This window comes from Novosphingobium sp. SG707 (assembly GCF_012275515.1).
Lineage (GTDB): Bacteria > Pseudomonadota > Alphaproteobacteria > Sphingomonadales > Sphingomonadaceae > Novosphingobium.
The window spans coordinates 287227-309249 of record NZ_JAAZQL010000004.1; the positions used below are offsets into that span (position 1 = coordinate 287227).

The window sequence follows — 22023 nt, forward strand, 5'->3', positions numbered from 1 at the left end:
CTCTGCCCGCATTCTTTGCCTAGGCGCCCTTGTCGTTGCGGCGTTGGCCTCTTTTGCGGCCATTCTTGTCGATTCCGCGCAACAGGCGGGCGAAGCTGTGCAATGGGTCAACCATTCCTCGGCCGTGATCGAGCGAACGCAGATTGCGCTGAACCAGTTGCGTTCGGCCGAATCGGGCACGCGCGGCTACATCCTTACCCACGCGCCTTCTTTCGCCACCACCTTTGAAGAAGGCGTGAGCGGCGCCGACGAGAACATCGGGCGGGTCGTGACCATGACCCATGACAATCCGCCCCAACATGACCGCGCGCAGGAACTGGCCAAGCTCATCAAGGAGCGCGGAGCCATGCTGCGGCAATCGGTCGATCAGGGGCGCCGGGGCGATTTCCGCATCGCCCAGTCCAAGATCGCGGGCGGTCAAGGGCGCGAATTGATGGATGCCATCTCGGTGCGCGCGCGCAGTTTTCTGGATAATGAGCGCGCCCTTCAGGCCAACCGCACCGATGCGGTGAACGCGCGCCTGCAATGGTCGCAAGGGCTGGCGCTGGGGGGCGCGGGGCTGGTGGCCTTGCTGGTGGTGATCGGTTTCGTGCTGCTGATCCGGGGCATCGACCGCCCGCTGGCCGCCATGCTGCGGGTGATGACCGATCTGGGCCACGGCCGGCGTTCGGCGCGGATCGTCGAGGCCATGGGATCGCGCGAATTTTCCCACCTTGCCCAAAGCTATAATGAAATGGCCGACCGGCTGGAGCGCGCCGTGGCCGATCAGGTGTCGAGCGAGACGCAATTGCAGGAGGCCAATGCCGAATTGCAGCGCAATAGCCATACGCTGCGCCAGCGCGGCGAGGTGATCGAAATGCTGGGCGGGATGGCACACCGGATGCAGGCGGCCCGCACCGATGACGAGTTGGCCCAGATCATCCGCGTTTTCGTGCCGCGTGTGCTGCCCGGCATTCCGGGCGCGCTCTATGCCCACAACAATTCGCGCAACCTGTTGATCCCGATTGCCGGATGGGGCGGGATGGAGGCCGATCAGGAAGGCTTTGCCCCCGAACAATGCTGGGCGCTGCGCCGGGGCCAGAGCCACTTTCTGCGCGAGGTGGGCGCCGACATCGTGTGCAGCCATGCCAATCCGGACGAAATCTATCATTGCGAACCGCTGTTGGCGGGCGGCGAGGTGATCGGCGTCCTCTATCTGCATGGCACGGTCGAGCATGAAACGCGCTTTCGCCTGACGGTGCTGGCCGAAAACATCGCCTCGGCGCTGGTCAACCATCGCCTGCAGCGCTCGCTTCGCGAACAGACGATCCGCGATCCGCTGACCGGCCTGTTCAACCGCCGCTATATGGAGGAGACGCTTACTCTGGAAATCGCCCGCGCCACCCGATCGGGCGTGCCGCTCAGCGTGGTCATGTGCGATATCGACCACTTCAAGCGGTTCAATGACGAATTCGGCCATGATGCGGGCGATGCGGTGCTGCAGGCCGTGGCCGGAGAATTGAAAAGACAGTTCCGCAGCGGCGATGTCATTTGCCGTTTCGGCGGCGAGGAATTCACCATCATCGCGCCGGGCACCACCGCGCAGGTGCTGCAGGACCGTGTCGAACAGGTGCGCCACGCCGTGGGCGAAATCAACGTGCGCCAAAAGGGCCGGACGCTCGGCCTCATCAGCATGTCCTTCGGCATCGCCAGCTGGACCTCGGGCATGGACGCCAATGGCGAGTCCCTGATCCAGGCCGCCGACATCGCGCTCTATCAGGCCAAGCGCGAGGGGCGGAACCGGGTGATCGTGAACGGAACGATGGGGTAATTCAGCGGCGTTGAAGGGGAGTCTGCCTCCGGCGGGCAAAGGGACTTGTCCTTTGCAATCCCCGCGTTGTCGGCGTGGCGCTATTGGGGGCGTTACGTGCCGGGGTGAGGCGGCGGGTTTTGAAGGCCGCTGCGCAGCGGGGCAAGGTCGGTTAAGTTAGGGGGAGCGGACGTTCACAACCAAGGGGAAAAGTGATAGCCCGTCGCCATGCCTATGACCGACGACATTTACTGGACCACAGACCATGAGGCATTTCTCAGCGTGCCGGGCGGGCCAGAGATTTTTGATTGGTTCGGTTTCACCCCTTCGTTTCACGATGCCACCCTCGAAAAATTAGAGCTGGCAACTGGTACAGCGTCAATTGTCCTAAAGGCGTTCCGAATGACCAAAGAGATCGATGCCAAAGGGCATTTCGTGCTGGATAAGCACGCTTTGGTAACCTTCCAACTATCGGGAGTAACCGGAATTCAACTGGAGGGCGAATCTGGCGTCATCATTTCAGATTTGGGTATACGCCGCCTGACAGACAAGCCGAGTGGATGGCATGACCGGGCGGGTCCAAACGTAGGCGATTTTGAAGTGGCGTGGGAAAGCTGCTGGGGATTTGACGGAGCTTTATTCGCTCGCGAAGTCACCTTGGGAATTCAGCCGACCGAACCCTAAGAATATCCGCAATGTTGTCGTCTCCGGAAAGTCTCTATCCCTCCCGCAAAGCAACATAATGGCGATTGCCATCCCAAACTCCCTCTCCCTTTTGCCCGCCAAAGGCAAAACCACCAGCCCCACACGCAAAAAGGGCGGCCCCATGGGAGCCGCCCTCTCTGTTCGGTCGGAAGATCCGACCGGCGCATGTTGAAGTCTTACTTGACTTCGACGGTGCCGCCGGCTTCCTCGATCTTCTTCTTGATGTCTTCGGCTTCAGCCTTCGACACGCCTTCCTTGATCGCCTTGGGAGCGCCTTCGACCAGCGCCTTGGCTTCGGTCAGGCCCAGGTTGGTGATCGCGCGGACTTCCTTGATGACCTGGATCTTCTTGCCGCCGTCGCCGGTCAGGATGACGTCGAATTCGGTCTTTTCTTCAACCGCAGCAGCAGCTTCGCCGCCAGCGGCAGGAGCAGCAACGGCAACAGCGGCAGCAGCCGACACGCCCCAGGCTTCTTCCAGAGCCTTGGCAAGGTCAGCGGCTTCGAGGACGGTCAGAGCCGACAGTTCTTCAACGAGCTTGGCGATATCAGCCATGATAATTACTCCAATGTTGTTTACCGGGCGGCGGAGGCGCCAAACCCGGAAAAATAGGGTTCAAAAGTCTTACCTGCACAGAGATGGACGGGCCGCGGCCCGGCGCAAATCTTACGCAGCGTCCTTGTCGGCATAGGCCTGGAACACGCGGGCCAGCTTGGCCGCCGGAGCGGTCGAGAGCTGAGCCAGCTTGGTGGCCGGGGCCTGAACAAGGCCGATAAGCTTGGCGCGCAGTTCGTCGAGCGAGGGCATCGAGGCCAGAGCCTTGACACCTTCAGCGTTCAGAACAACGTTGCCCAGCGACCCGCCGACGATCTCGATCTTGTCGGTCGTCTTGGCGAAGTCCACCACAGCCTTGGCAGCGGCAACCGGATCGACCGACCACGCAAGCGCGGTGGGGCCGGTCAGCAGGTCGCCGATACCTTCGTACGGGGTGTCCTGAGCAGCAAGCTTGGCAAGACGGTTCTTCGCAACCTTGTAGGTGGCGCCAGCTTCGCGGATCTTGCCGCGCAGCACAGTCGACTGTGCCACGGTGAGGCCGAGGTTGCGGGTGACAACCACCACGCCGACCTCGTTGAAGACCGCGTTGAGCTGGGCGACCGATTCGGCTTTCTGCGAACGATCCATGCCTTACTCCTTCACAAATGGCCCATCGGCAAAAGCCTCCGGGCCGGCTACTTTGTCCATGCAGGACGCGCCGAGGCGCATCCGCAGGGGCGGTTGGGTCCGTGACAAAGGGAAGGAGTTGCGACAGGCCGCCCCAAAGGAGCATGGCCGATAAGCCGCGATAGGGGCGAAAACGCCCATAATCTCTTTTCCCCGTCTAGGCTGGAAATTAAGTGGGGCCAATTCCCCACACCAACTGTCTCGGACGGAAAAGCCTGCGGGCGGGCCCGCTGACTTCCGGGGCGCCATTAGCAGATGGAGAAGCGGAGTCAAGCGCCCCTTTCCTAGCGAGTTGTTAACCATCGAGGCCGTAATCCTTGGCCCATCGGACGGGGACACCCCCCGCCCCGCGTATAAGGCCCGCCGCTTTGACCACGAACGCCGCCATTACCGCCCCCGATCAGGGTTCGCTCGACCGCGCCTTTGCCCGCGCCAATCCGCGCGTGCTGGACCGGATCGAACAGGGGCTGATCCTTGTGCTGTGGCTGGCGCTGGTCAACCGGGTCGCCCATTCGCTCAACGGCTATGCGCCGCTGGCGCTGATTTCCGAAACGGCGGTCATGGCCTTCACGCTGATCCGCCGCCCCACCGGCAACATCTCGCTGCGCCTGGGCGACTGGCTGCTGGCCATTGCCGCCACCGCCGCCCCGCTGATGATCCAGCCGGGGCTCGACATGTTTCCCAAGATCGCCCCCCTCGGCATCGCGCTGGTCCTGCTGGGCAACGTGGTGCAGGCGCTGGCCAAACTCTCGCTGCGCCGCAGCTTCGGCATCGCGCCCGCCAATCGCGGCGTCAAAAGCGACGGCCTCTACCGCTTCGTCCGCCACCCCATGTACGCAGGCTACCTCGCCGTCCACATCGGCATCATGATCCTCATGCCCAGCCTCCTCAACCTCACCCTCTACACCATCGGCTGGTGGGCCCAGATCCTGCGCCTGAAGGCCGAAGAAGCCCTCCTGTCCCAAGACCCCGCCTATCAGGCCTTCATGGGCAAGGTGCGCTATCGGCTGGTGCCGGGGGTGTTTTGAGAGGGGCGTGAGGGGGTTTGATGCCTCCGGCGGGGGTGTTTTTGATGCCTCCGGCGGGCGTTTTTATGCCTCCGGCGGGCAAAGGGACTTGTCCCTTTGCAATCCCGTTACTGTCTTTGTTGCGCCAGATCGGCGGCGTTGTGTTCAGCGCTATAGATCGGATTTGAAGGCCGCTACGCGGCGGGGGATGTCGGCTAAGTTAGGGCAGCGGACATGTTGCGTCATCGCTGATAGACCGGAGTGTGGTGGCTAGCAGACGTTAATGCTCGCTTCTTGCCGGGGTGCCTACGCCGTCTAGGAATGCATTTATCCCTATACACGGCTCGCCCTGAAGCTCAGCAGCGCGAAACCACCTGAAAACATCTACTTTTTCCCAAAGCTGAGAAAAGCCGAGAACGTCATCATGACGATTATAGCCGCCATGGTCGATCCATACGAACCACCTGTCGCCGCTATGTCCCGCAAGAACAAGGCGACGATTTGGCAGCCCCGGTTGAATAACGTCGTACGCTTGAAACGGTTTTCTCGGGTTGGCGACTTCACCGTCTTTCAGAATGTCCTTCTGAATTTCTTCCGGTAAATCTTCAATTCTACTTACAAATACGGTCGAATACTTTACGGAGCATTGCCGCTCATTTTCGTTTGATGTCAGAGATGTTCCTGTCATCATCAAGAGGAAGATCAGTTTCCCGAGTACAGGCAATATTCCCTCCCGAATCACTTTTGATTACGATAGACAAATGCACCGTCATCGTCAGGGCAAATTGTGGGCGGGAACCACCCGTCTCGTTATGGGTGGGAAGCGGTCATTGCCTTAAGCGCACTTATCGAGCATCCTAGTCACATGCGCACCAGCCATTATCGCTACACCCCCGTTCTTGGGACCGTGATCCTTTTGGCCGGACCTTTCCTGCTGTCCTATCCGTTTTTAGCTGCATGGAATCGCGCGGGAAACTATAGCAACCCATTCAGCGCTTGGCTTTATCCTGTGCTCCTGCTGTCACTCGTTGCCGGTTGCACCGGATTCATAACGCTTCGTTTCCGAACCTCTATCAAGCTATTGATGTTGCTTCTCTACATTCCAACGGCAGTACTCGCGCTGCTCGTTTGGTCTTATACGTGGTGTAGCCTCTGCGATTTTTGAGTGCAGCGCGATGCCCGCAACTGGGCGCGAGCCGCCCTTCTCGTTATGGGTGGGAAGCTGCCGATCTTATTAGGTGCGTTCACCCTCATAAGCGGACCGCCCGTTCCAACGACGACCGATAAAGATAAGCACCATAGGTGTAATATAGAAAAACGCCGCAATTACTGCCCATAGCCCGATTCCCTCAGGCGTGCTTTGATCATTAAATGTAGGCCAGAGGGGAATTTCTAAAAAGAAGGCGCTAAACAAGCAGATCGGGACTGCCGTTGTCAGCCAGACAACAGCGACCAGACGAAAAAGCCATATTTTAATCTGCGAAGGGCCATTGGTCACACCAGCAGTGTGTCCGCTCTTTGTATTACGGTCCAGTAATTTCTGCGGCGGCTTCTGGGCGAAAGCGGCCATCTACGCGATGTCCGCAATAGTACCGTGACCGGAAAGCCCTTCCTTCCCGCGAAGCGGCATAAAAGCCATTCACCCCACACCCAAACGCAACACCGCCTTTCTGACGCAACCAAGACATTATCGGGATTGCAAAGGGCCCCCGCCCTTTGCCCGCCGGAGGCAAATCTTCAAATCTTCAAACCTTCTAAAAACCCCTACCGCCCCTTGCGCGCCGCACGGACCGCCCGCAGCGAAACCCCCGCCTCCACCCCCGGATAGAGCAACTTTGGCCGCCAGACCCGCTGGGAGAGGTAGATGCCATTGTGGCCGGAGCAGGCGTAGGCGGCATAGCAGGCAAGCGCGATGGGCAGGATCGGCCCCGGCCCGAAGAGTTCGAGCCCCATGAGGATGCAGGCGAGCGGGGTGTTGGCGGCCCCGGCAAAGACCGCGACGAAGCCTAGGCCCGCGAAGAGATCGACCGGCCCGCCCAGCACGCCCGAGAGCGCATTGCCCAGCCCCGCGCCGATGAAGAACAGGGGTGTGACCTCGCCGCCCTTGAAGCCGGTGGACAGGGTGACGATGGTGAAGAGCATTTTGAGCGCCCAGCTCCACCCATCGATCGGGCCGGTGAAGAAGCCGGGGATGGTGGGCGCGTGGGGGTCGGCCGACCACACGCCAAGGCCCAGATAGGCCCGCGTGCCCAGCGCATAGGTCAGCGCGATCAGCACCAACCCGCCGATGAAGGGCCGCGCCGGGCCATAGCGCACATGCCGCTTGAACCACCCGCCCAGCACATGGTTCGCCTCGGCAAAGGCAAGGCTGGCCAAGCCGAAGAGCGCGCCCGCGATGGTGGCCTTGAGCAGGAGCAGCCCGTTCCAGCCCCCGGCATAGTGGATCGCATAGGGAGTATGGTGGATGCCCCAGGCCTGACAGGCCCAGTCGCCCGCATAGCCCGCAATCACACAGGCCAGCAGGCCGGGCAGATGCACCCGCCCTATGGCCAGCACCTCCAGCGCAAAGACCGCGCCCGCCAGAGGCGTGCCGAACACCGCGCCGAAGCCTGCCGCGATGCCGGCCTTCAACAGGACCTGAACTCCGGCCTCGTCCAGCCGCGCGATCCGCGCCGCCGCGCTGGCGATGCTGCCGCCCAGTTGCACCGCCGTGCCCTCGCGCCCGGCCGATCCGCCGAACAGATGCGTGGCCACCGTGCCGATGAACACCAGCGGCGCCATGCGCAAAGGTACCCCGCCGCCCGGCTCGTGGATCTCGTCGAGGATCAGATTGTTGCCGCCTTCGACGCTTTGTCCGACGCGGTGATAGAGCCAGCCGATGCCCGCCCCGCCCAGCGGCAGCAGAAACAGCAGCCAGGGATGATCGAAACGCGCCCGCGTGACGGCATCAAGGCTCCACAGAAAGGCGGCGCACAGCGTGCCGACCACACAGGCCATGGCCAGCAGAACCGGCAGCAGAACGATCAGACGGGAGAAAACAGCGCGCATAATTCCACCTTGTTGCCCAAACAGCGAAAGGTAGGAATCATCAGCCTGTGACCCCAAGTTGCCCTAGGGCCGGGCGGTTTGGCCCAAAGGCCCGGCGGAAATCCATCGCCTTGGGTGCGGCTTTGGCGCAAAGGCGGCCCTGCGTCAAGATGAGGCGTCAAGGCCGCGCCGCCAGCGTCCCGCTTCAACGCCCCCTTTAACGCATCGCCTTGACGTCCTCGGCTTTCACTGCGCCCTTGAACTTGTTGCCGAAATGGCTGCGGACATAGTTGACCACATCGGCCACCTGTTGATCGGTCAGCATCGTGCCAATGGGCGGCATACCGTTCAGCCCCTTGACCACCACCATCGCCGGATAGGCGCCAATCGCCAGCTTCTGGTTGCCCGCCAGCGGGGGATAGCGCCCCGCGCCTTCGGCCCCCTTGGCATCTTGCATATGACAGGCGGCGCAGACGCGGGTGAAGATCTGCTCCCCGCTCGCCTCGCCCAGCATCCGCGCGCCAAAGGCCGCATCGCCCGCCGAAGCAGCGGCGGCGGGGCGGGCCGGGGCCTGAGCCTCTGCGACCGAAGACGCCCCGATCAGGGCCATGCTCAAGATCAGTTTCTTCATGTCTCTCACCCCGCGATAACCCGTTGATGCAGCCGCGTGATCGCGTCGATGGCCGAGGTGATGCCCCCCTCCTGCCAGCCGCCGTAATAGGAGGCATGTTCGCCCGCCAGCAGGATGCGTCCGTCAAACTTGCACAGGTTCTTGTAATGCTCGGCGCGCGTCTGCTCGGTCCACGAACCGAAACAGCCCAGCGTAAAGGGCACCCGGTGCCATGCCACCGACACGCCGTTCATGAACTCGCCCCTGTATTGCGGGTGGATCTGCGAGCCCCATTCCAGCACCTTTTCGACGCGCTGCGCCGGCGTGCTGGCGGTCAGTTCATAGCCCGCCGCCCCGCCGACATAGCAGCCCAACAAGACGCCCGGCCCCTTGTCGCCATAGCGGGTGGAAGGATAGGAGATCTGGCTCATCGGCAGGTCGGTATAGGTGATGCCGCCATAGATCTGGTCGTCCTGCTCCCAGAAGCGACGCTTGAATTCCAGACCGACCTTGACGCTGGTGCTGTAGGGCACGGCGCGGATAGCGGCGTCCAGTTCAGGGCTGACATTCATCTCGATCTGGGCCAGCACCGGCAGGGGAATGGTGCAGAGGCAGTAATCCGCCGCAGCCTTCATCACCGCTCCGCTTTTCGTGTCCTTATAGGTGACAATGACGCCCTTCTCGTCCTGATGGATCGCGGTCACCTTGCTGTTCTTGCGCACCATATGGCCCACGGCGCGCTCGAAACCCTTGGCCACCTGCCCCATGCCGCCGACGGGCTGGAAGATGGTGGAGAGGTGATCCCATTGCAGATTGCCGCCGATGGAGCGCCAGAGGCCCGAACGCAGCAAGGTCTGCACATCAATCGGATCGGAGGGTTCGGGCACCGCCGAAAGGCCGCCTCCCGGCTCCTTGTCATAGCCGCGCCGCCCGCTGCTGGCCGCGCCCTTCACATAGCGCATGTTGCGATCGAGCGCCCCCCATGAACGCAGCGCTTCGAGCAGGATCTCGCCATCCTCCTTGCTGACCGTTTGTGCCAAAGCCCCGGCATTGACCGATTTGGCCAGCAATTCACCGACATGGCCGTAGAAATCCGCCTGAATATGGCGATAGCGCTGGGGCTTGCCGCCGAACGCCTTGGTGTTGTGGACATAGGCGTTGTAATTGACCTGCATGAAGGGTTCGAGCGCGACGCCCAGTTCATGGCAGTAATGGATCAACCCATGGTGGTGCCATGGAATGCGCCACGGGCCGGGGTTGATGTAATTGCCCGGCGCGAACTGGCACGTCTGGGTCGCCCCGCCCAGCTCGGTATAGGTGTCGCCGCCCTGCAAGGTCCATGAACGCCCGCCCACACGGTCGTTATATTCCAGCACCTGCACCTTGTACCCCGCGCGGGAGAGTTCGAGCGCGGCGGTCATCCCCGCCACGCCCGCGCCAAGGATCAAAACGCTCGCGCCCTTATTGTCCCCTTCCAGCTTGGGCGGGCCTTTAAAATCGGATGCCTTGGCCTGATCCATGCTGGACATGGCCATATACATCGCCGAGGCGCCCGCCGCCGTGCCGATCATCGAGAGCAGATCGCGCTTGGTCATGGGCATAATGGGTTCGTTCATCGCGGCGCCCCCTTATGCCGCCAGCGCGCGCTGATGCAGGCGCGTGATGGCATCGAGCGAGGAGAGCAGCGCGCCCTCCATCCAGCAGCCGTAATAGGAGGCATGTTCGCCCGCCAGAACGATGCGCCCGTCCATTGAGACGAGGTTCTGGTAATGGGTCGCGCGGCTTTCCTCGGTCCACATGCCGCAGCAGCCAAGGATCCAAGGCATCCGACTCCACGCCACCGAAGCGCCGTTCATGAATTCGCGGCGATATTCTTCCGGGTGGAACACGCTGCCTTGCGCCAGCGCGGCCTCGATCCGCTTTTCCGGCGTCATGCCCGCCAGCATGTATCCGCCCGCGCCATTGGCAAAGGCGCCCAGCAGCACGGCGGGCTTGTCCTTGAAGAAATCGTAATTGGGATAGGAGATGAGCCCAATCGCCTGATCGGTGAAGCTGTGGCCGCCATAGATCGAATATTTCTCTTCCCAGAAGCGGGACTTCATTTCGAGGCCGATCTTGACCTGACCGCTATAGGGAATGGCCTTGATCGCGGCTTTCTTGGCGTCCGAAACCTGAATGTCCAACTGGGCCAGAATGGTCGCGGGCAGCGTGCAGACCATATAGTCCGCCGTGGCCACGCCCGTCTTGCCGGTCACGGTGTCGGTCCATGTCGCGGCGACGCCCTTGTCATCCTGCTTGATCGAGGTGACCTTGGTGTTCAGGCGGACCAGCTTGGCGATCTGTTTGTAGAAACCCTTGCCGATCATATCCATGCCGCCCTTGGGCTGGAACATGGTGGTCTGCATCACATAGTTGAAATAGAAGCTCATCTGGGTCCAGACATGGCTGGACAGGACATCGGACAGGCCGTTGATCTTGGACGGTGTGGGCGCACCATTGACGCCCCCGCCCGGCGCGCGGTCATAGCCCCGGCGGCTCGACACATTGAGGTTGCTGGTGAATTTGAGATCGCCGTCCAGCGCCCCCCATTCGCGCAGCGCCGCGATCAGCTTCTCCTTGTCCTCCTTGCTGACCGTGCTGTCCAATGCTCCGGCATTGAGCGATTTGCCCAGCAGTTCCGAAACATGGCCGGTGAAATCCACGGCCAGTTCCTTATACCGCTGCGGCTTGCCGCCAAAGGCGTCCTTGCGGTGGACCATGGCATTGTGGTTGAGCTGGATAAACGGTTCCAGTTCCACCCCAAAGGCCTTGCAATAATGCAGCAAGGTGCGGTGGTGATGCGGGATGCGCCACGGGCCGGGGTTGAGGTAATTGCCCGGCTGATAGGCGACATTCTGCGTCGCCCCGCCCACCTCGACGATCTTGTCCCCGCCGCGCACTGAATAATTGCGGCCGCCGGGGCGGTCCTGATATTCCAGCACCTGAACCTTATAGCCCGCCTTGGTCAGCTCATAGGCCGCCAGCATCCCGGCAAGCCCGGCGCCCAGCACCAGCACGCTGGCCCCGGCACGCGCGCCTGACAGCGCGGGCGGGCCGGAAAACTGCGTCTCGGCCGCATGGCCCAGCGCCGTCATCGCCTGATACATGGCAAGGCCGCCCCCCGCGCGGCCGATCATGGTAAGCAGGTCGCGGCGGGTCTGGGGCGAAAGATCGCTGATCATGATGCGTCCTTTAATTGCGGAAATTGCTGATTACTGGCCACACGCGTTCAGACAGTCGCGCTTGGGCGCGGGGCCGGTGGCCACGCGCTTCACATCGGCGACGGTCACGATGTCGTGGTAATCGTTGAAATGGCCGCGCACGTAATTGACCACGGCGGCCATCTGTTCAGGCGTCAGGATCTCGGTGAACCACGGCATCCCGCCGCGCCCTTTGAGCAGCAACGTGATCGGATAATCCTTGTCTGCCAGCTTGGCATTGCCCGCCAGCGCCGGGATCACGGCCCCCGCGCCGCCCCCGCCCTTGGCATCGGCCATATGGCAGGCCTGACAGATTTCCTCGTAAACCTGCTTGCCCTCGGCCGAGATCTGGACATTGGTGGTGCCGCCTGCGGTGTCCTGCGCCGTGGCCGGGGCAAAGCCGGCCACGCCCAGCGGCAGACATGCCGCCAGCGCCAAAAGCCAGCGGCGTTTTGTTGCCCCCGACGCCCTGTTTACAGCGTCATCATTCGCGGCCCCCGCCGCCCCATCCTGTTTCCAAGCGCCCATGGCCGCAAATGTGCCATTTTCCGCGCTGCGTCCTATGCCGCTTATTGCGTATGGCAATAAGCGGCCGGGTCATGTTGATTAGAGCTTAACCTTGGGCTTGCGACAGCACCAGCCGCATCGCCTCGATCGCGCGCTGACGCTCGGCCGGGCCCTTGATATGGCTCAGTTCATCCTTCAGCGTGGCGGCAAAGGCGGCATAGTCATTCTGCCAGTCATGGCCCATCGCCTGCTGGATATCGACGCGCCCGGTGGTCAGCCGTTTGGCGGGCGCCCCCGGCGTCAGCCCATAGGTTTCGCCCAGCGCCGGGCGGATGATCGAAAGGCCCGCATCCTCCTGCTGCATCAGCGCGGCCAAAGCCTCGATCCCCTCCGGCTCGCCATGCGAGAGGATCAGGCTGCCCCGGATCGGTTTGCGCGCGCGGATCCATGCGGCCAATTCGCTCTGGTCGGCATGAGCCGAATAGGTGTCGATGCGGCGGATCCGGGCGTGGACCGAAACCTCATTGCCGGAAATGCGCACGCGCGGCGCGCCCTCCAGAATGACCCGGCCCAGCGATCCGGCCGCCTGAAAGCCCACAAACAGCACCGTGGATTCGCGGCGACACAGATTGTGTTTGAGATGGTGGCGGATGCGCCCGGCCTCGCACATGCCGCTGGCCGCCATGATGATCGCGCCCGAGATCGTGTTGAGATGCATCGAATCGGCCGGGTCCTCGACATAATGGACCGAGGGGTGGCGAGCGATGTCGATGCCGTCGAGGTCCTCCAGTTCATCGGCATGGGCGGCAAAGACGCGGGTGGCGCGGCTGGCCAGCGGGCTGTCGACAAAGATCGGCACGCCGGGAATGCGGTTGGCCTCGGCGAGATGGATGATGTCGATCAGCAGTTCCTGCGTGCGCTCCAGCGCAAAGACCGGGATCACCAGATTGCCCCCGCGCACCAGAGCCGCCTTGATTTCCGCCTCCAGCGCATCGCGGCGCTGGGCAATGGTGATATGGTCGCGCGTGCGATTGCCATAAGTGCTTTCGCAGACGACATAATCAAGATCGCATGGCCCTTGCGCATCGGGCTGCAATTCCTTGTTTTCCGGGCCGATATCGCCCGAACAGAGCAGGCGAACACCCGCCGCCTCGATTTCGGCCGAGGCGCTGCCCAGAATATGCCCCGCAGGCCACAGGCGGGCGCGGAAACCGGGGGCCGGTTCAAACCATTCGTTCAGGGGCACAGGCCGCGCCGCGCGCCATGCCGCCAGCCCGTCGCGCTCGGTATAGAGCGGTTCAAAATGGGCCGCGCCGCGCCGGTCGGGGCGGCGGTTGCGGCGGGTGGCGTCGCCTTCCTGAATGCGCCCGGCATCGGCCAGCATATATTCGAGCAGATCCGCCGTGGGCCGCGTACACCAGATCGGCCCCTGCCACCCCATCGCCATGAGCCGGGGCAACAGCCCGCAATGGTCGATATGCGCATGGGTCAGCACGACTGCGGCAATATCGGAAGGATCAAAACCCAATTGCCCGTGGTTAAGCGTTTCGAGCGTCCGGCTGCCCTGAAACAGCCCGCAATCGACAAGGATGTGCTTGCCCCCCTCTCCACGCGCCAGTTCCATGCAGGAGCCGGTCACGGTCTGGGCCGCGCCGTGAAAGGTGATCGAAAGCGGGGGCTGCGCTGTCATATGTCATCCTCGGTTATGTTTTGCCAAAAGGTTAGGCGCGAGGGACGCGCCCGGCAAGCCCGGGATGTGGCGGCAGATCTAAGGCGATGTCTTTGCGCTGGATCTAAAGTCGGGCCTCTGTCGTAATGTGGAGTTACAGCGATATTGAGGGAAAGGTGCCTCCGGCGGGCAAAGGGACTCGGTCCCTTTGCAATCCCATTATGGGGTGGTGCTTTACCGGGCAGAACGCGCTTTTCCGCGAAGCGGTTTAATAGCCTTCGGCGCGGCCACCTCCCCCAACGTCGAACCCATGGCGCAACACGGACAGTATCGGGATTGCAAAGGGCCCCCGCCCTTTGCCCGCCGGAGGCAAAACTCCCTATCCCATCACAACCAGACCTTTATCCCCAACACCACACCGGCAGACGATGCCGATTTTCCCTCGGCGCGGACATAATCGGCGGTGCGGCCGAGGGATGAGGTCCACAGCACGCCGACATAGGGCGCGAATTGGCGTGTGAATTCATAGCGCAACCGCGCACCGACTTCGATGCTGGTCAGCCCGCTGCCCAGTTCGCGGTCGGGCTGATCCTGCACCGAAAAGTTCACTTCGCCGCGCGGTTGCAGCACCAGACGGCGGGTGATGCGCTCGTCAACAGCGGCCTCGATGCGGCCGGTCACCTCGCCGCGCTGCGAGACGAACAGTGCGCCCTGAATGTCGAAGCGATAGGGCGAGAGGCCGTCAATGGCCAGCATGGCATGGGTGCGCTGCGGTCCGGGGCCGAAATCCTGACGCAGGCCCCCGCGCAGGTTCCACCATGGGCCGAGCGCGCGGGCATAGAGCGCCTGCACCTCGCCCTCCTTGAAGCGGCCCTTTTCGGCGCCCCTGTCCCCGCTACTGTCGAAATCCCCCTCGCCCCGCGTGGCGACGACGAAGCGGTTGACGTTGCCGGTCCATGCCTCGCCCTCGAAATGATAGCCCTTGTCGGGGCCGGTCACGCGCACTTCGGCCAGATCGGCGCGGAACTGGCTGTAGGTCAGGTTGCCATGCTCGTTCATCATCACCGCCTCGGCTCGCGCCATGGCGGCGGGATCAAAGTATCGGTCGGCCAGCCGGTCATGCGCGGGCGCGGGCGCAGGCGCGCTGCCGGGGCTTTGATCGGTGCCGGTCTCCTGCGCATGCAGGCCGGTTGCGGAGAGGGCAAGCGCGAGGCTCAGAAAATACCGCATCTTCATGCCCCCCGCACCTTGACCACGCGCATCATCCCCATCGTCATATGCAGGAACAGATGGCAATGCATCGGCCAGTCGCCCTCGATCGCGGTCACGTCGAAACTCACCTTTCCTCCAGGCTGGACAATGACGGTATGTTTGCGCGGGGAACGGTCGCCATGGCCGGTCACCAGTTCGAAAATATGGCCGTGCAGATGGATGGGATGGCCCATCATCGTGTCGTTGATCAGTGTGATGCGCAGCCGCTCTCCGGTCGTCCAGGTGACCGGATGATGCGCCTCGCTCATGGTCACGCCGTCAAAGGACCAGAGATAGCGGTCCATGGATCCGGTCAGATGCATCTCGATCTCGCGCTGCGCCGCGCGGGTGTCGGGGTTTTGCTCGGGCGCGACCAGATCGCGATAGGTCAGCACGCGGTGGCCGATTTTATCCAGACCCAGCCCCGGATCACCGGTGCGGTCCACCGGCATGGGCGCGATCATATCCACACCCGGCCCCAATTTGACATCGGGCGCATTGGCCTGACTGCGCATCGACATGTCCATGCCGCCCCCACCGTGCGACATATCCATGTCCATCCCCATGTCGCGCATGGTCAGCCGCACCGGCGCGCGCAGAGGTGGCACGGGCGCGGTCAATCCGGGGCGCGGGGTCAGCGTGGCCCGCGCCATGCCCGAACGGTCCATCGCCTCGGCGGCCACCGTATAGGCGCGATCCTGCGGCGTGATGAGCACGTCATAGGTCTCGCCCGGACCCATCTGGAATTCATCGACCTCCACCGGCACGATCGGCTGGCCGTCGGCGGCGATCACCTTCATCGCCAGATCGGGGATGCGGACGTTGAAAAACGTCATGCTGCCCGCGTTGATGAAGCGCAGGCGGGTGGGCGCCCCGGGCGTGATCGGGGCGGTGAAATTATCGGCCATGCCGCGCCCGTTGATGAGGTATCGGAACACCTTGCCGGTGACGTCGGAAATATCGGCCGGATCCATCCGCATCTTGGCAAATTCAAGGCGGGTCTTCAGCGGCTGATCCTTGCCCGCGATCAATCCGGCCAGCGTTTGCGGATAGCGCGCATAATGGCCCGGATCGACTTTCAGCTTGCGCAGGATACCGGCGGGATGAACATAGCTGTGGTCGGACAGGACCATGACGTGATCGTGGGCGGGCGGAGCGGGGTCTGCTGCGGCGGGCTCGATGACGATCGAACCATAGCAGCCCATCATCTCCTGAAGGCCCGAATGGCTGTGATACCAGTAGGTGCCGTGCTGGGTGATCGCGAATTCATAGGTGAAGCGGCCCAGCGCCGGGATGCCCGGAAAGGACACGCCCGGCACGCCGTCCATCTGAAACGGCAATTCCAGCCCGTGCCAGTGGAGCGAGGTGTCCTCGTTCAGCTCGTTGATGACCGTGATGCGCAGCTTCTGCCCCTGACGCAGGCGCAGGGTCGGGCCGGGGACGCCGCCGTTGATGGCCACCGCGCGCGCGGGGCGGCCATCGACCTGAATAATCGTCTGGCCGATCGTTAAGGTGATCTCCTCGCCCGCCAGTTCGCGCGCGCCCGGCATGGCCGCCCCATGCGCCGTGGAGGCAAAACCGGCGCAGAGCGTGGTCAGAGCGGCGGCGCCCTGCAACAACTGTCGGCGGTGAAACTGGATAGCGGGCATCGGCGGATCATTCCTGCACAAAGGGATTTCTCCTTCATACGCAGCCTTTGGCCCCACCCCTCGCACGGAAAGATATTTTTTGCTCGTCGGACGAGGCGCGCGGAAACCGTGATGGATTTGGCGAGAATAGGACGGAGGATGACCTCGCGCGCGCGACACGCGGATCATGATGATCCAAACACTGTTCCCCTGCACCGTTTCCAGGCTCGGCGCATCGCGGCCGGCACCTTGGCGTTGTCGGCAGATTGCTCAATGCGCAGGATACGGTCGCCGTGTATGTGCCCGTCAAGCGACCAGTCCCGAATAAGCCGCAGGCCATGAAGCGACTTGGCGCAAAACATGTGATTCAATCTTGGGGATCATCGCATGGCGTTCAGGTTCATCGGATCGGTGCTTTTCGCGCTGGCAGCCTTATCGGGTTTTCACGCAGCGGCCGAAGCGCGCAGTTGGCATGGCGAGCGCCGGGCCCGGTTCGCAAAGTTCACGCCGCCTGCCGCGCCGATCCCCGGTGCGACGCTTTGGGATGGGCCGGACTATCCCGAGATGATCATCGTCCCGCCCGGCGATTTCATGATGGGATCGCCACCCCAGGAACCCAATCGCCGCGCGGACGAGGGACCGCAGCATCGGGTCCGCATCGCCCGCCCGTTCGCGGTGGGCAAATATGCCGTAACCGTGGGCGAATTCGCGCGCTTTGTGGCCGATACCCGCTATGATGCCGGGTCAACCTGCAAGACCTTTGAAGGCGGCCAATGGGACGATCACCGTCCCGCCCGCAACTGGCGCAATCCGGGTTTCATCCAGACGGCTGAAGATCCGGTGGTCTGCATGAACTTTGCCGATGCCCAGGCCTATGCCGCCTGGGTTTCGCGCAGGACCGGTCACCACTATCGCCTGCTGTCCGAAGCCGAATACGAATATGTCAACCGCGCCGGAACAACCACGCGCTGGTGGTGGGGGGACGAGATCGGCGGCAACCATGCGAACTGCAATGCCTGCGGCAATCCTGTGGCGCATGACGGCACCGTTCCGGTCGGCAGCTTCCCGCCCAACCCTTTCGGCCTTTACGAGACGAGCGGCAACGCGTGGACCTGGGTGGCGGACTGCTGGAGGCCCGACTATATCGCTGCGCCGTCGGACGGGTCGGCCTATCTTGGCGGCCCATGCGAACAGCATGCGGAGCGGGGCGGCGCATGGTTCTATTCGCCCGGCAACCTGCGCTCCGCGATCCGTATCAAGGACCCGAACGACTTGCGCAACTACCACAACGGCATCCGCCTGGCCCGAGAGCTTTGAAGGAGCAGGGACGGCCCTGCCCCCGATAGGCACCTCAGGGCAGACATCTCATGGCGGTCAGGGTCGTATGGACGGCCTGATCCAAAGGCGTATGCGGTTCGGCGCCAAGGGTCGCGACGAGGCGCGCATTGTTCAGGCGAACCGGCTTCTGCCAGAGATAGCGCATTTCCATCATCTCACGCGGAGTTACGGCAAACAGCGCCGCCACGCGGATCAGCCACCAGGGCAAAGCCGCAACCCGCACCTTGGGTCGGCCCAGAACTTTCACGATCATGTCGGTCATGGCCGTGCCGGTCGCATCCCAGTGGCCATCCATATGGTATGTTTCAAAGGACTGAAGCGTGTCGCGTTCGACAAGGCGCACCATCGTTTCTGCGACATCGGGCAGATAGGCCCATTGGTGCCCTGTCCCGCCCCTGCCCGGATTGCGAATGATGCCGGGGCGCGCGCCGGGCTTGACCAGCCCTTGGGCAAACCAGTTATTGGCCGCATCGGGGCCAAAAAAATCGCCGGCCCGCACGATCAGCACGCGCATATCACCGGTCTGGGCGCCAAGGCGCAGTCGCCGCTCCATCTCGACGCGGATCGCACCTTTGCGGGTCGATGGCCGTTGCGGCGCCGTTTCGTCTATCAAAGGAAAGGCATCCGGCCCGTAATTGTAAACCGTTCCGGGCAACAGGACGCGCGCAGCATTCGCGCGGGCCGCCGCAATGGTGTTGTCCAGCATCGGCAACACCAGCCTGTCCCAGTCGCGATAGCCCGGCGGGTTGACCGCGTGAACGATCAGTTGGGCTCCCTGCGCGGCATGGGCGACAGTTTCACCATTGAGCGCATCACCGATAAACGGAATAAGCCGAGCCGGTAAGCGCGCGGCGCTCTCTGCGCGAACCAGCGCCCTTACCGTCCAGCCTGCATCCAGCAGCCTGCGCGCCACAGCCCCGCCAATGCCGCCTGTCGCTCCCAATACCAATGCAATTCGTTCCATGTCTGCCTCCTCGTTTCACACGCAGGAAGATGATCGACATAGCCTCTCAACGAAATTGACAGAATATGGGCATTCACTATACGAAAATAGATGAGCACGGAACCGAGCTGGGATCTCTACCGCACCTTCGCCGCCGTACTGCGGGAGGGTTCTCTGTCGGCGGCCGCACGCGCTCTTGGCCTCACGCAGCCCAGTGTCGCTCGGCATGTCGAGGCGTTTGAACAGGCGGTGGGCGGCAAGCTGTTCCTGCGATCACAACGTGGCCTGTCGCCAACGGATCGCGCTCTGGCCCTGCAACCCTATGCCGAGGAACTGGTCGCGGCCAGCGCCGCCATGCTGCGCACCGCCTCGGCTGATCCGGAAGACATCGCCGGAACCGTTCGCATCAGCGCGAGCGAAATTGTGGCCGCCGAACATCTGCCGCCCATGCTGGCCGCCATCCGGCGTCAATATCCCAAGCTGTCGATCGAACTTGTGGCAAGCGATGCTGTCGATGATCTGCTGCAACGCCGCGCGGATATCGCGATCCGCATGGTCGATCCTGTCCAGCAGGCATTGGTCGCGCGCAGGATCGGCACGGTGCAACTCGGTCTTTATGCCCATCGCGACTATCTCGACCGGCGCGGCCTTCCGCAATCCATCGCCGAACTGCCCGGGCACGACCTGATCGGGGTGGACAGAAACAGCAGCCTTTCCCGCGCGATAACAGGCGCCCTGCCCGGCATCGAACACGGCGATTTCGCGCTGCGGGCGGACAACACAGTCGTCCATCTGGCCGCCATCCGTGCGGGATTTGGCATCGGCATCTGTCAAACACGCATTGCGGCCCGGGATAGCGCACTCGTGCAGGTTCTCCCGGATGCTTTCGTCTTCGGCCTGCCGCTCTGGATTGTCATGCATGAAGACCTGCGAAGCAGTGCCCGATGCCGGACAGTGTTCAACACCCTTGCCGCCGATCTGCGATATGTCGTGAATGCGTGAACTGTTCGCCCGCGGAGCCGGCATCGACAGACCTGATTGCGTTCATCGGAAATGGCAAAATATCCATATCCGGAGAAGGGCTTAGGCGGGCCAATGGCACGAGCGCCTTCAAGCCGGGAAAGTTAAGGATGGCACATCGGCAACTTTAGGATAATGGGGGCGCTCGCCGCGCAGCCTTGCGTGACCACGCACGGCTGCCCAAAAGGCGAATTCCATCGATGGCCCGGGCGATTGTCATTTTCAACCGGCCTTGGCCAGTGAAGCAGCGACCGGGCAGCCGGTAGGAGAACCGGCATGATTGCGCGCGAATTGATTGGTACGGCACAGGTTCCCGACGGCGAGGAATTGCGCCTGTTCCGCCATGGCGGCGATTTCATGATCGTGCTGGATCGCAACGAATTGATGAGCACGCGGATGCGCGGTTCCGAAGAGGCGCTGGCTGTGATGTCCTGCGCGCGCATCGCCGGAGCGACGCAGCCGCGCATGCTGATCGGCGGCTACGGGATGGGCTTCACTTTGCGCGCCGCGCTGGCCAATCTGCCTGATGACGCGCAGGTCACCGTTGCAGAAATCGTGCCCGAGATCATTGCCTGGGCGCGCGGGCCGATGGCGGAGGTAGCGGCAGGTTGCCTCGATGATCGACGCGTCAGGCTCGTGCAAGGCGATGTCGTCGACGTGATCGCTGGCTCTGCGGGCGGGTTTGATGCCATTCTGCTCGATGTCGATAACGGACCCGATGGATTGGTGCGCGCCGGCAACGACCGGCTGTATGCCAAGGCCGGGTTGCGCACTGCTGCCCGCGCGTTGCGCCCCGGTGGGGTGCTGGCAATCTGGTCCGCCGCGCGCGACGAAGCCTTCACACGACGCCTGAAAGCCGCCGGCTTCGCGGTGGACGAGGTTACGGTCTATGCGCGCTATGACAAGCAAGGCAACGGCAAAGGCGCCAAGCATGTGATCTGGTTCGCAAAACTCGACGCCGAGCGGCGTGGCAAAACGCTTTAATTCCGGTTGCTCCGCCATTCCTGACGTGCCCGGACGCTGATCAGGGCGTCGGAACCGGTCGTTCATTTATCCGGAAGGGCGATGCGGGTTACGCCTAAACCCGCCCTTCGCGGAGCGGCTCAAGTTCTCCCTCATTTCCGCTTTGAGGGCATCTCTGTCCGGCCAACGGCTTGTGGCGATCATTCCCTTTGCTATCCGGGCAGCGCGGGCATTTCCAAAGATGGGATAAGGGCTTGCTCTTCAAAGCCCATTTGACACCATTCCTGAACCCAGGGATGGGCCAGCAGCGCTTCGCAATAGGGCCGCGCTTGAACAGGCACCTCCACGCCATATGTGCGGAAGCGTGTGGCGACGGGGGCAAAGAAAATATCTATCGCGCAAAAATCACCCAACAGCCATGGGCTGTCCGATTGCCCGGCGCGCGCCCAGATGGTGTTCACACGGTCGATGTCGGCCTGGACCGCGGGCGTCACGACGGCCTGTCGACGGCGGCCCCGCGTGTTGACAGGCATGGCCTCTCGCAAAGCGTTGAGGCCCGAATGAACCTCTCCGGCATAGCTGCGCGCGCGTGCCCTGTCTGACAGCTTGGCTGGCCACACGGCAGGGTAGAGTTCATACAGCGTTTCAGCAATCGCCAACGTATCCCAGACCGGCATGCCACCCACGTTCAACACCGGAACCAACCCTGTTTCGCCGCCCAGAGCTTCCACCCTTGCGCGTGACCCCTGCTCGTAAAGCGGCACCACGGTTTCCTCAAACGGCGCCCCGCTCAGGCGCAGCAGCAACCAGGCGCGCATCGACCAGGAAGAATAGTTGCGGTTGCCGATAATCAAATGGAATGTCACGCTCTGCGATCCTGAACATTGGCGGGCAATACAGGTCTAGCGGCGCGACAAGCGCGCCGCCGAGTGGCCAACCTTGTCAATCCATTGTACGCAAAATGGCAGGGAACTCTATGCCGCAATGGGATCATTGCCGCAGTTTTCTCGCGGCCTGCCGGTCGGGCAGCCGTCTCACCCGCTCGCGCCAAGGGCTGATCCGGACAAAACGGACATTCCACGCTCTGATATGCGGACTCAAAGCTGC

The 22023-nt window shown here is 62.7% G+C and carries 21 protein-coding genes and 1 riboswitch; of the genes, 7 read left to right on the forward strand and 14 right to left on the reverse strand.

Going from position 1 to position 22023, the window contains the following annotated elements:
- Positions 1–43 precede the first annotated feature (43 nt).
- Positions 44–1810 (forward strand): diguanylate cyclase, encoded by a 1767-nt coding sequence (locus FHW92_RS13815; protein WP_168603842.1) that lies wholly within the window; start codon positions 44–46, stop codon positions 1808–1810.
- Between the two features lie 213 nt (positions 1811–2023).
- Positions 2024–2473 carry a hypothetical protein gene (locus FHW92_RS13820; RefSeq protein ID WP_168603843.1) on the forward strand — a complete coding sequence of 150 codons (450 nt, stop codon included), beginning with the start codon at positions 2024–2026 and terminating at the stop codon, positions 2471–2473.
- A gap of 197 nt (positions 2474–2670) precedes the next feature.
- Here the strand turns inward: FHW92_RS13820 and rplL are convergent, their stop codons facing one another.
- Both rplL and rplJ read right to left on the reverse strand, forming a co-directional pair.
- Positions 2671–3048: a 50S ribosomal protein L7/L12 gene (gene rplL, locus FHW92_RS13825; RefSeq protein WP_168603844.1), complete on the reverse strand. Its 378-nt coding sequence runs from the start codon at positions 3046–3048 to the stop codon at positions 2671–2673.
- 111 nt (positions 3049–3159) lie between these two features.
- A complete protein-coding gene (rplJ, locus tag FHW92_RS13830) occupies positions 3160–3675 on the reverse strand; it encodes a 50S ribosomal protein L10 (protein WP_168603845.1) in 516 nt (171 codons plus the stop codon).
- A gap of 407 nt (positions 3676–4082) precedes the next feature.
- Between rplJ and FHW92_RS13835 the strand changes: the two genes are divergently transcribed.
- Complete coding sequence (locus tag FHW92_RS13835; RefSeq protein WP_210428498.1) at positions 4083–4742, forward strand: isoprenylcysteine carboxylmethyltransferase family protein; 660 nt, start codon at positions 4083–4085, stop codon at positions 4740–4742.
- A 259-nt stretch (positions 4743–5001) separates the two neighbouring features.
- Here the strand turns inward: FHW92_RS13835 and FHW92_RS13840 are convergent, their stop codons facing one another.
- Positions 5002–5445: a hypothetical protein gene (locus FHW92_RS13840; protein WP_210428499.1), complete on the reverse strand. Its 444-nt coding sequence runs from the start codon at positions 5443–5445 to the stop codon at positions 5002–5004.
- Positions 5446–5586: 141 nt separating this feature from the next.
- On the opposite strand from FHW92_RS13840, the gene FHW92_RS13845 reads away from it, so the two are divergent.
- The gene (locus FHW92_RS13845) at positions 5587–5886 is read left to right on the forward strand and encodes a hypothetical protein (RefSeq protein WP_168603847.1); all 300 of its coding nucleotides are present in this window, start codon (positions 5587–5589) and stop codon (positions 5884–5886) included.
- Positions 5887–5955: 69 nt separating this feature from the next.
- Here FHW92_RS13845 and FHW92_RS13850 read toward each other — a convergent pair whose 3' ends face one another.
- The 9 genes from FHW92_RS13850 to FHW92_RS13890 all read right to left on the reverse strand — a co-directional run bounded on the left by FHW92_RS13850 (position 5956) and on the right by FHW92_RS13890 (position 16673).
- A complete protein-coding gene (locus tag FHW92_RS13850) occupies positions 5956–6291 on the reverse strand; it encodes a hypothetical protein (RefSeq protein ID WP_168603848.1) in 336 nt (111 codons plus the stop codon).
- A 194-nt stretch (positions 6292–6485) separates the two neighbouring features.
- A complete protein-coding gene (locus FHW92_RS13855; RefSeq protein ID WP_168603849.1) occupies positions 6486–7769 on the reverse strand; it encodes a chloride channel protein in 1284 nt (427 codons plus the stop codon).
- A 24-nt stretch (positions 7770–7793) separates the two neighbouring features.
- A riboswitch (Fluoride riboswitch) is annotated at positions 7794–7888 on the reverse strand.
- Positions 7889–7965: 77 nt separating this feature from the next.
- Entirely contained in the window at positions 7966–8379 is a 414-nt protein-coding gene (locus tag FHW92_RS13860; RefSeq protein ID WP_210428500.1) for a cytochrome c, read from the reverse strand.
- Positions 8380–8384: 5 nt separating this feature from the next.
- Positions 8385–9974, reverse strand: coding sequence for a flavin monoamine oxidase family protein (locus tag FHW92_RS13865; RefSeq protein ID WP_168603850.1), 1590 nt, complete (start codon positions 9972–9974; stop codon positions 8385–8387).
- A 12-nt stretch (positions 9975–9986) separates the two neighbouring features.
- Positions 9987–11579, reverse strand: coding sequence for a flavin monoamine oxidase family protein (locus tag FHW92_RS13870; RefSeq protein WP_168603851.1), 1593 nt, complete (start codon positions 11577–11579; stop codon positions 9987–9989).
- Between the two features lie 30 nt (positions 11580–11609).
- The gene (locus FHW92_RS13875; RefSeq protein ID WP_168603852.1) at positions 11610–12125 is read right to left on the reverse strand and encodes a cytochrome c; all 516 of its coding nucleotides are present in this window, start codon (positions 12123–12125) and stop codon (positions 11610–11612) included.
- Positions 12126–12210: 85 nt separating this feature from the next.
- Positions 12211–13794, reverse strand: a complete 1584-nt coding sequence (locus tag FHW92_RS13880; RefSeq protein ID WP_246870157.1) for an MBL fold metallo-hydrolase — start codon at positions 13792–13794, stop codon at positions 12211–12213.
- 366 nt (positions 13795–14160) lie between these two features.
- A complete protein-coding gene (locus FHW92_RS13885; protein ID WP_168603853.1) occupies positions 14161–15009 on the reverse strand; it encodes a copper resistance protein B in 849 nt (282 codons plus the stop codon).
- Positions 15006–16673 (reverse strand): multicopper oxidase domain-containing protein, encoded by a 1668-nt coding sequence (locus tag FHW92_RS13890; RefSeq protein WP_168603854.1) that lies wholly within the window; start codon positions 16671–16673, stop codon positions 15006–15008. Before FHW92_RS13890 ends, FHW92_RS13885 begins: the two co-directional genes overlap by 4 nt.
- Positions 16674–17063: 390 nt before the next feature.
- Between FHW92_RS13890 and FHW92_RS13895 the strand changes: the two genes are divergently transcribed.
- Positions 17064–17969 (forward strand): formylglycine-generating enzyme family protein, encoded by a 906-nt coding sequence (locus FHW92_RS13895; protein WP_168603855.1) that lies wholly within the window; start codon positions 17064–17066, stop codon positions 17967–17969.
- Positions 17970–18003: 34 nt separating this feature from the next.
- Here the strand turns inward: FHW92_RS13895 and FHW92_RS13900 are convergent, their stop codons facing one another.
- Entirely contained in the window at positions 18004–18954 is a 951-nt protein-coding gene (locus FHW92_RS13900; protein WP_168603856.1) for an NAD-dependent epimerase/dehydratase family protein, read from the reverse strand.
- A gap of 90 nt (positions 18955–19044) precedes the next feature.
- On the opposite strand from FHW92_RS13900, the gene FHW92_RS13905 reads away from it, so the two are divergent.
- Positions 19045–19935: a LysR family transcriptional regulator gene (locus tag FHW92_RS13905; protein ID WP_168603857.1), complete on the forward strand. Its 891-nt coding sequence runs from the start codon at positions 19045–19047 to the stop codon at positions 19933–19935.
- Positions 19936–20229: 294 nt separating this feature from the next.
- Positions 20230–20937 (forward strand): MnmC family methyltransferase, encoded by a 708-nt coding sequence (locus FHW92_RS13910; protein WP_168603858.1) that lies wholly within the window; start codon positions 20230–20232, stop codon positions 20935–20937.
- A 191-nt stretch (positions 20938–21128) separates the two neighbouring features.
- Here FHW92_RS13910 and FHW92_RS13915 read toward each other — a convergent pair whose 3' ends face one another.
- Positions 21129–21782, reverse strand: coding sequence for a glutathione S-transferase family protein (locus tag FHW92_RS13915; protein ID WP_168603859.1), 654 nt, complete (start codon positions 21780–21782; stop codon positions 21129–21131).
- Positions 21783–22023 lie beyond the last annotated feature (241 nt).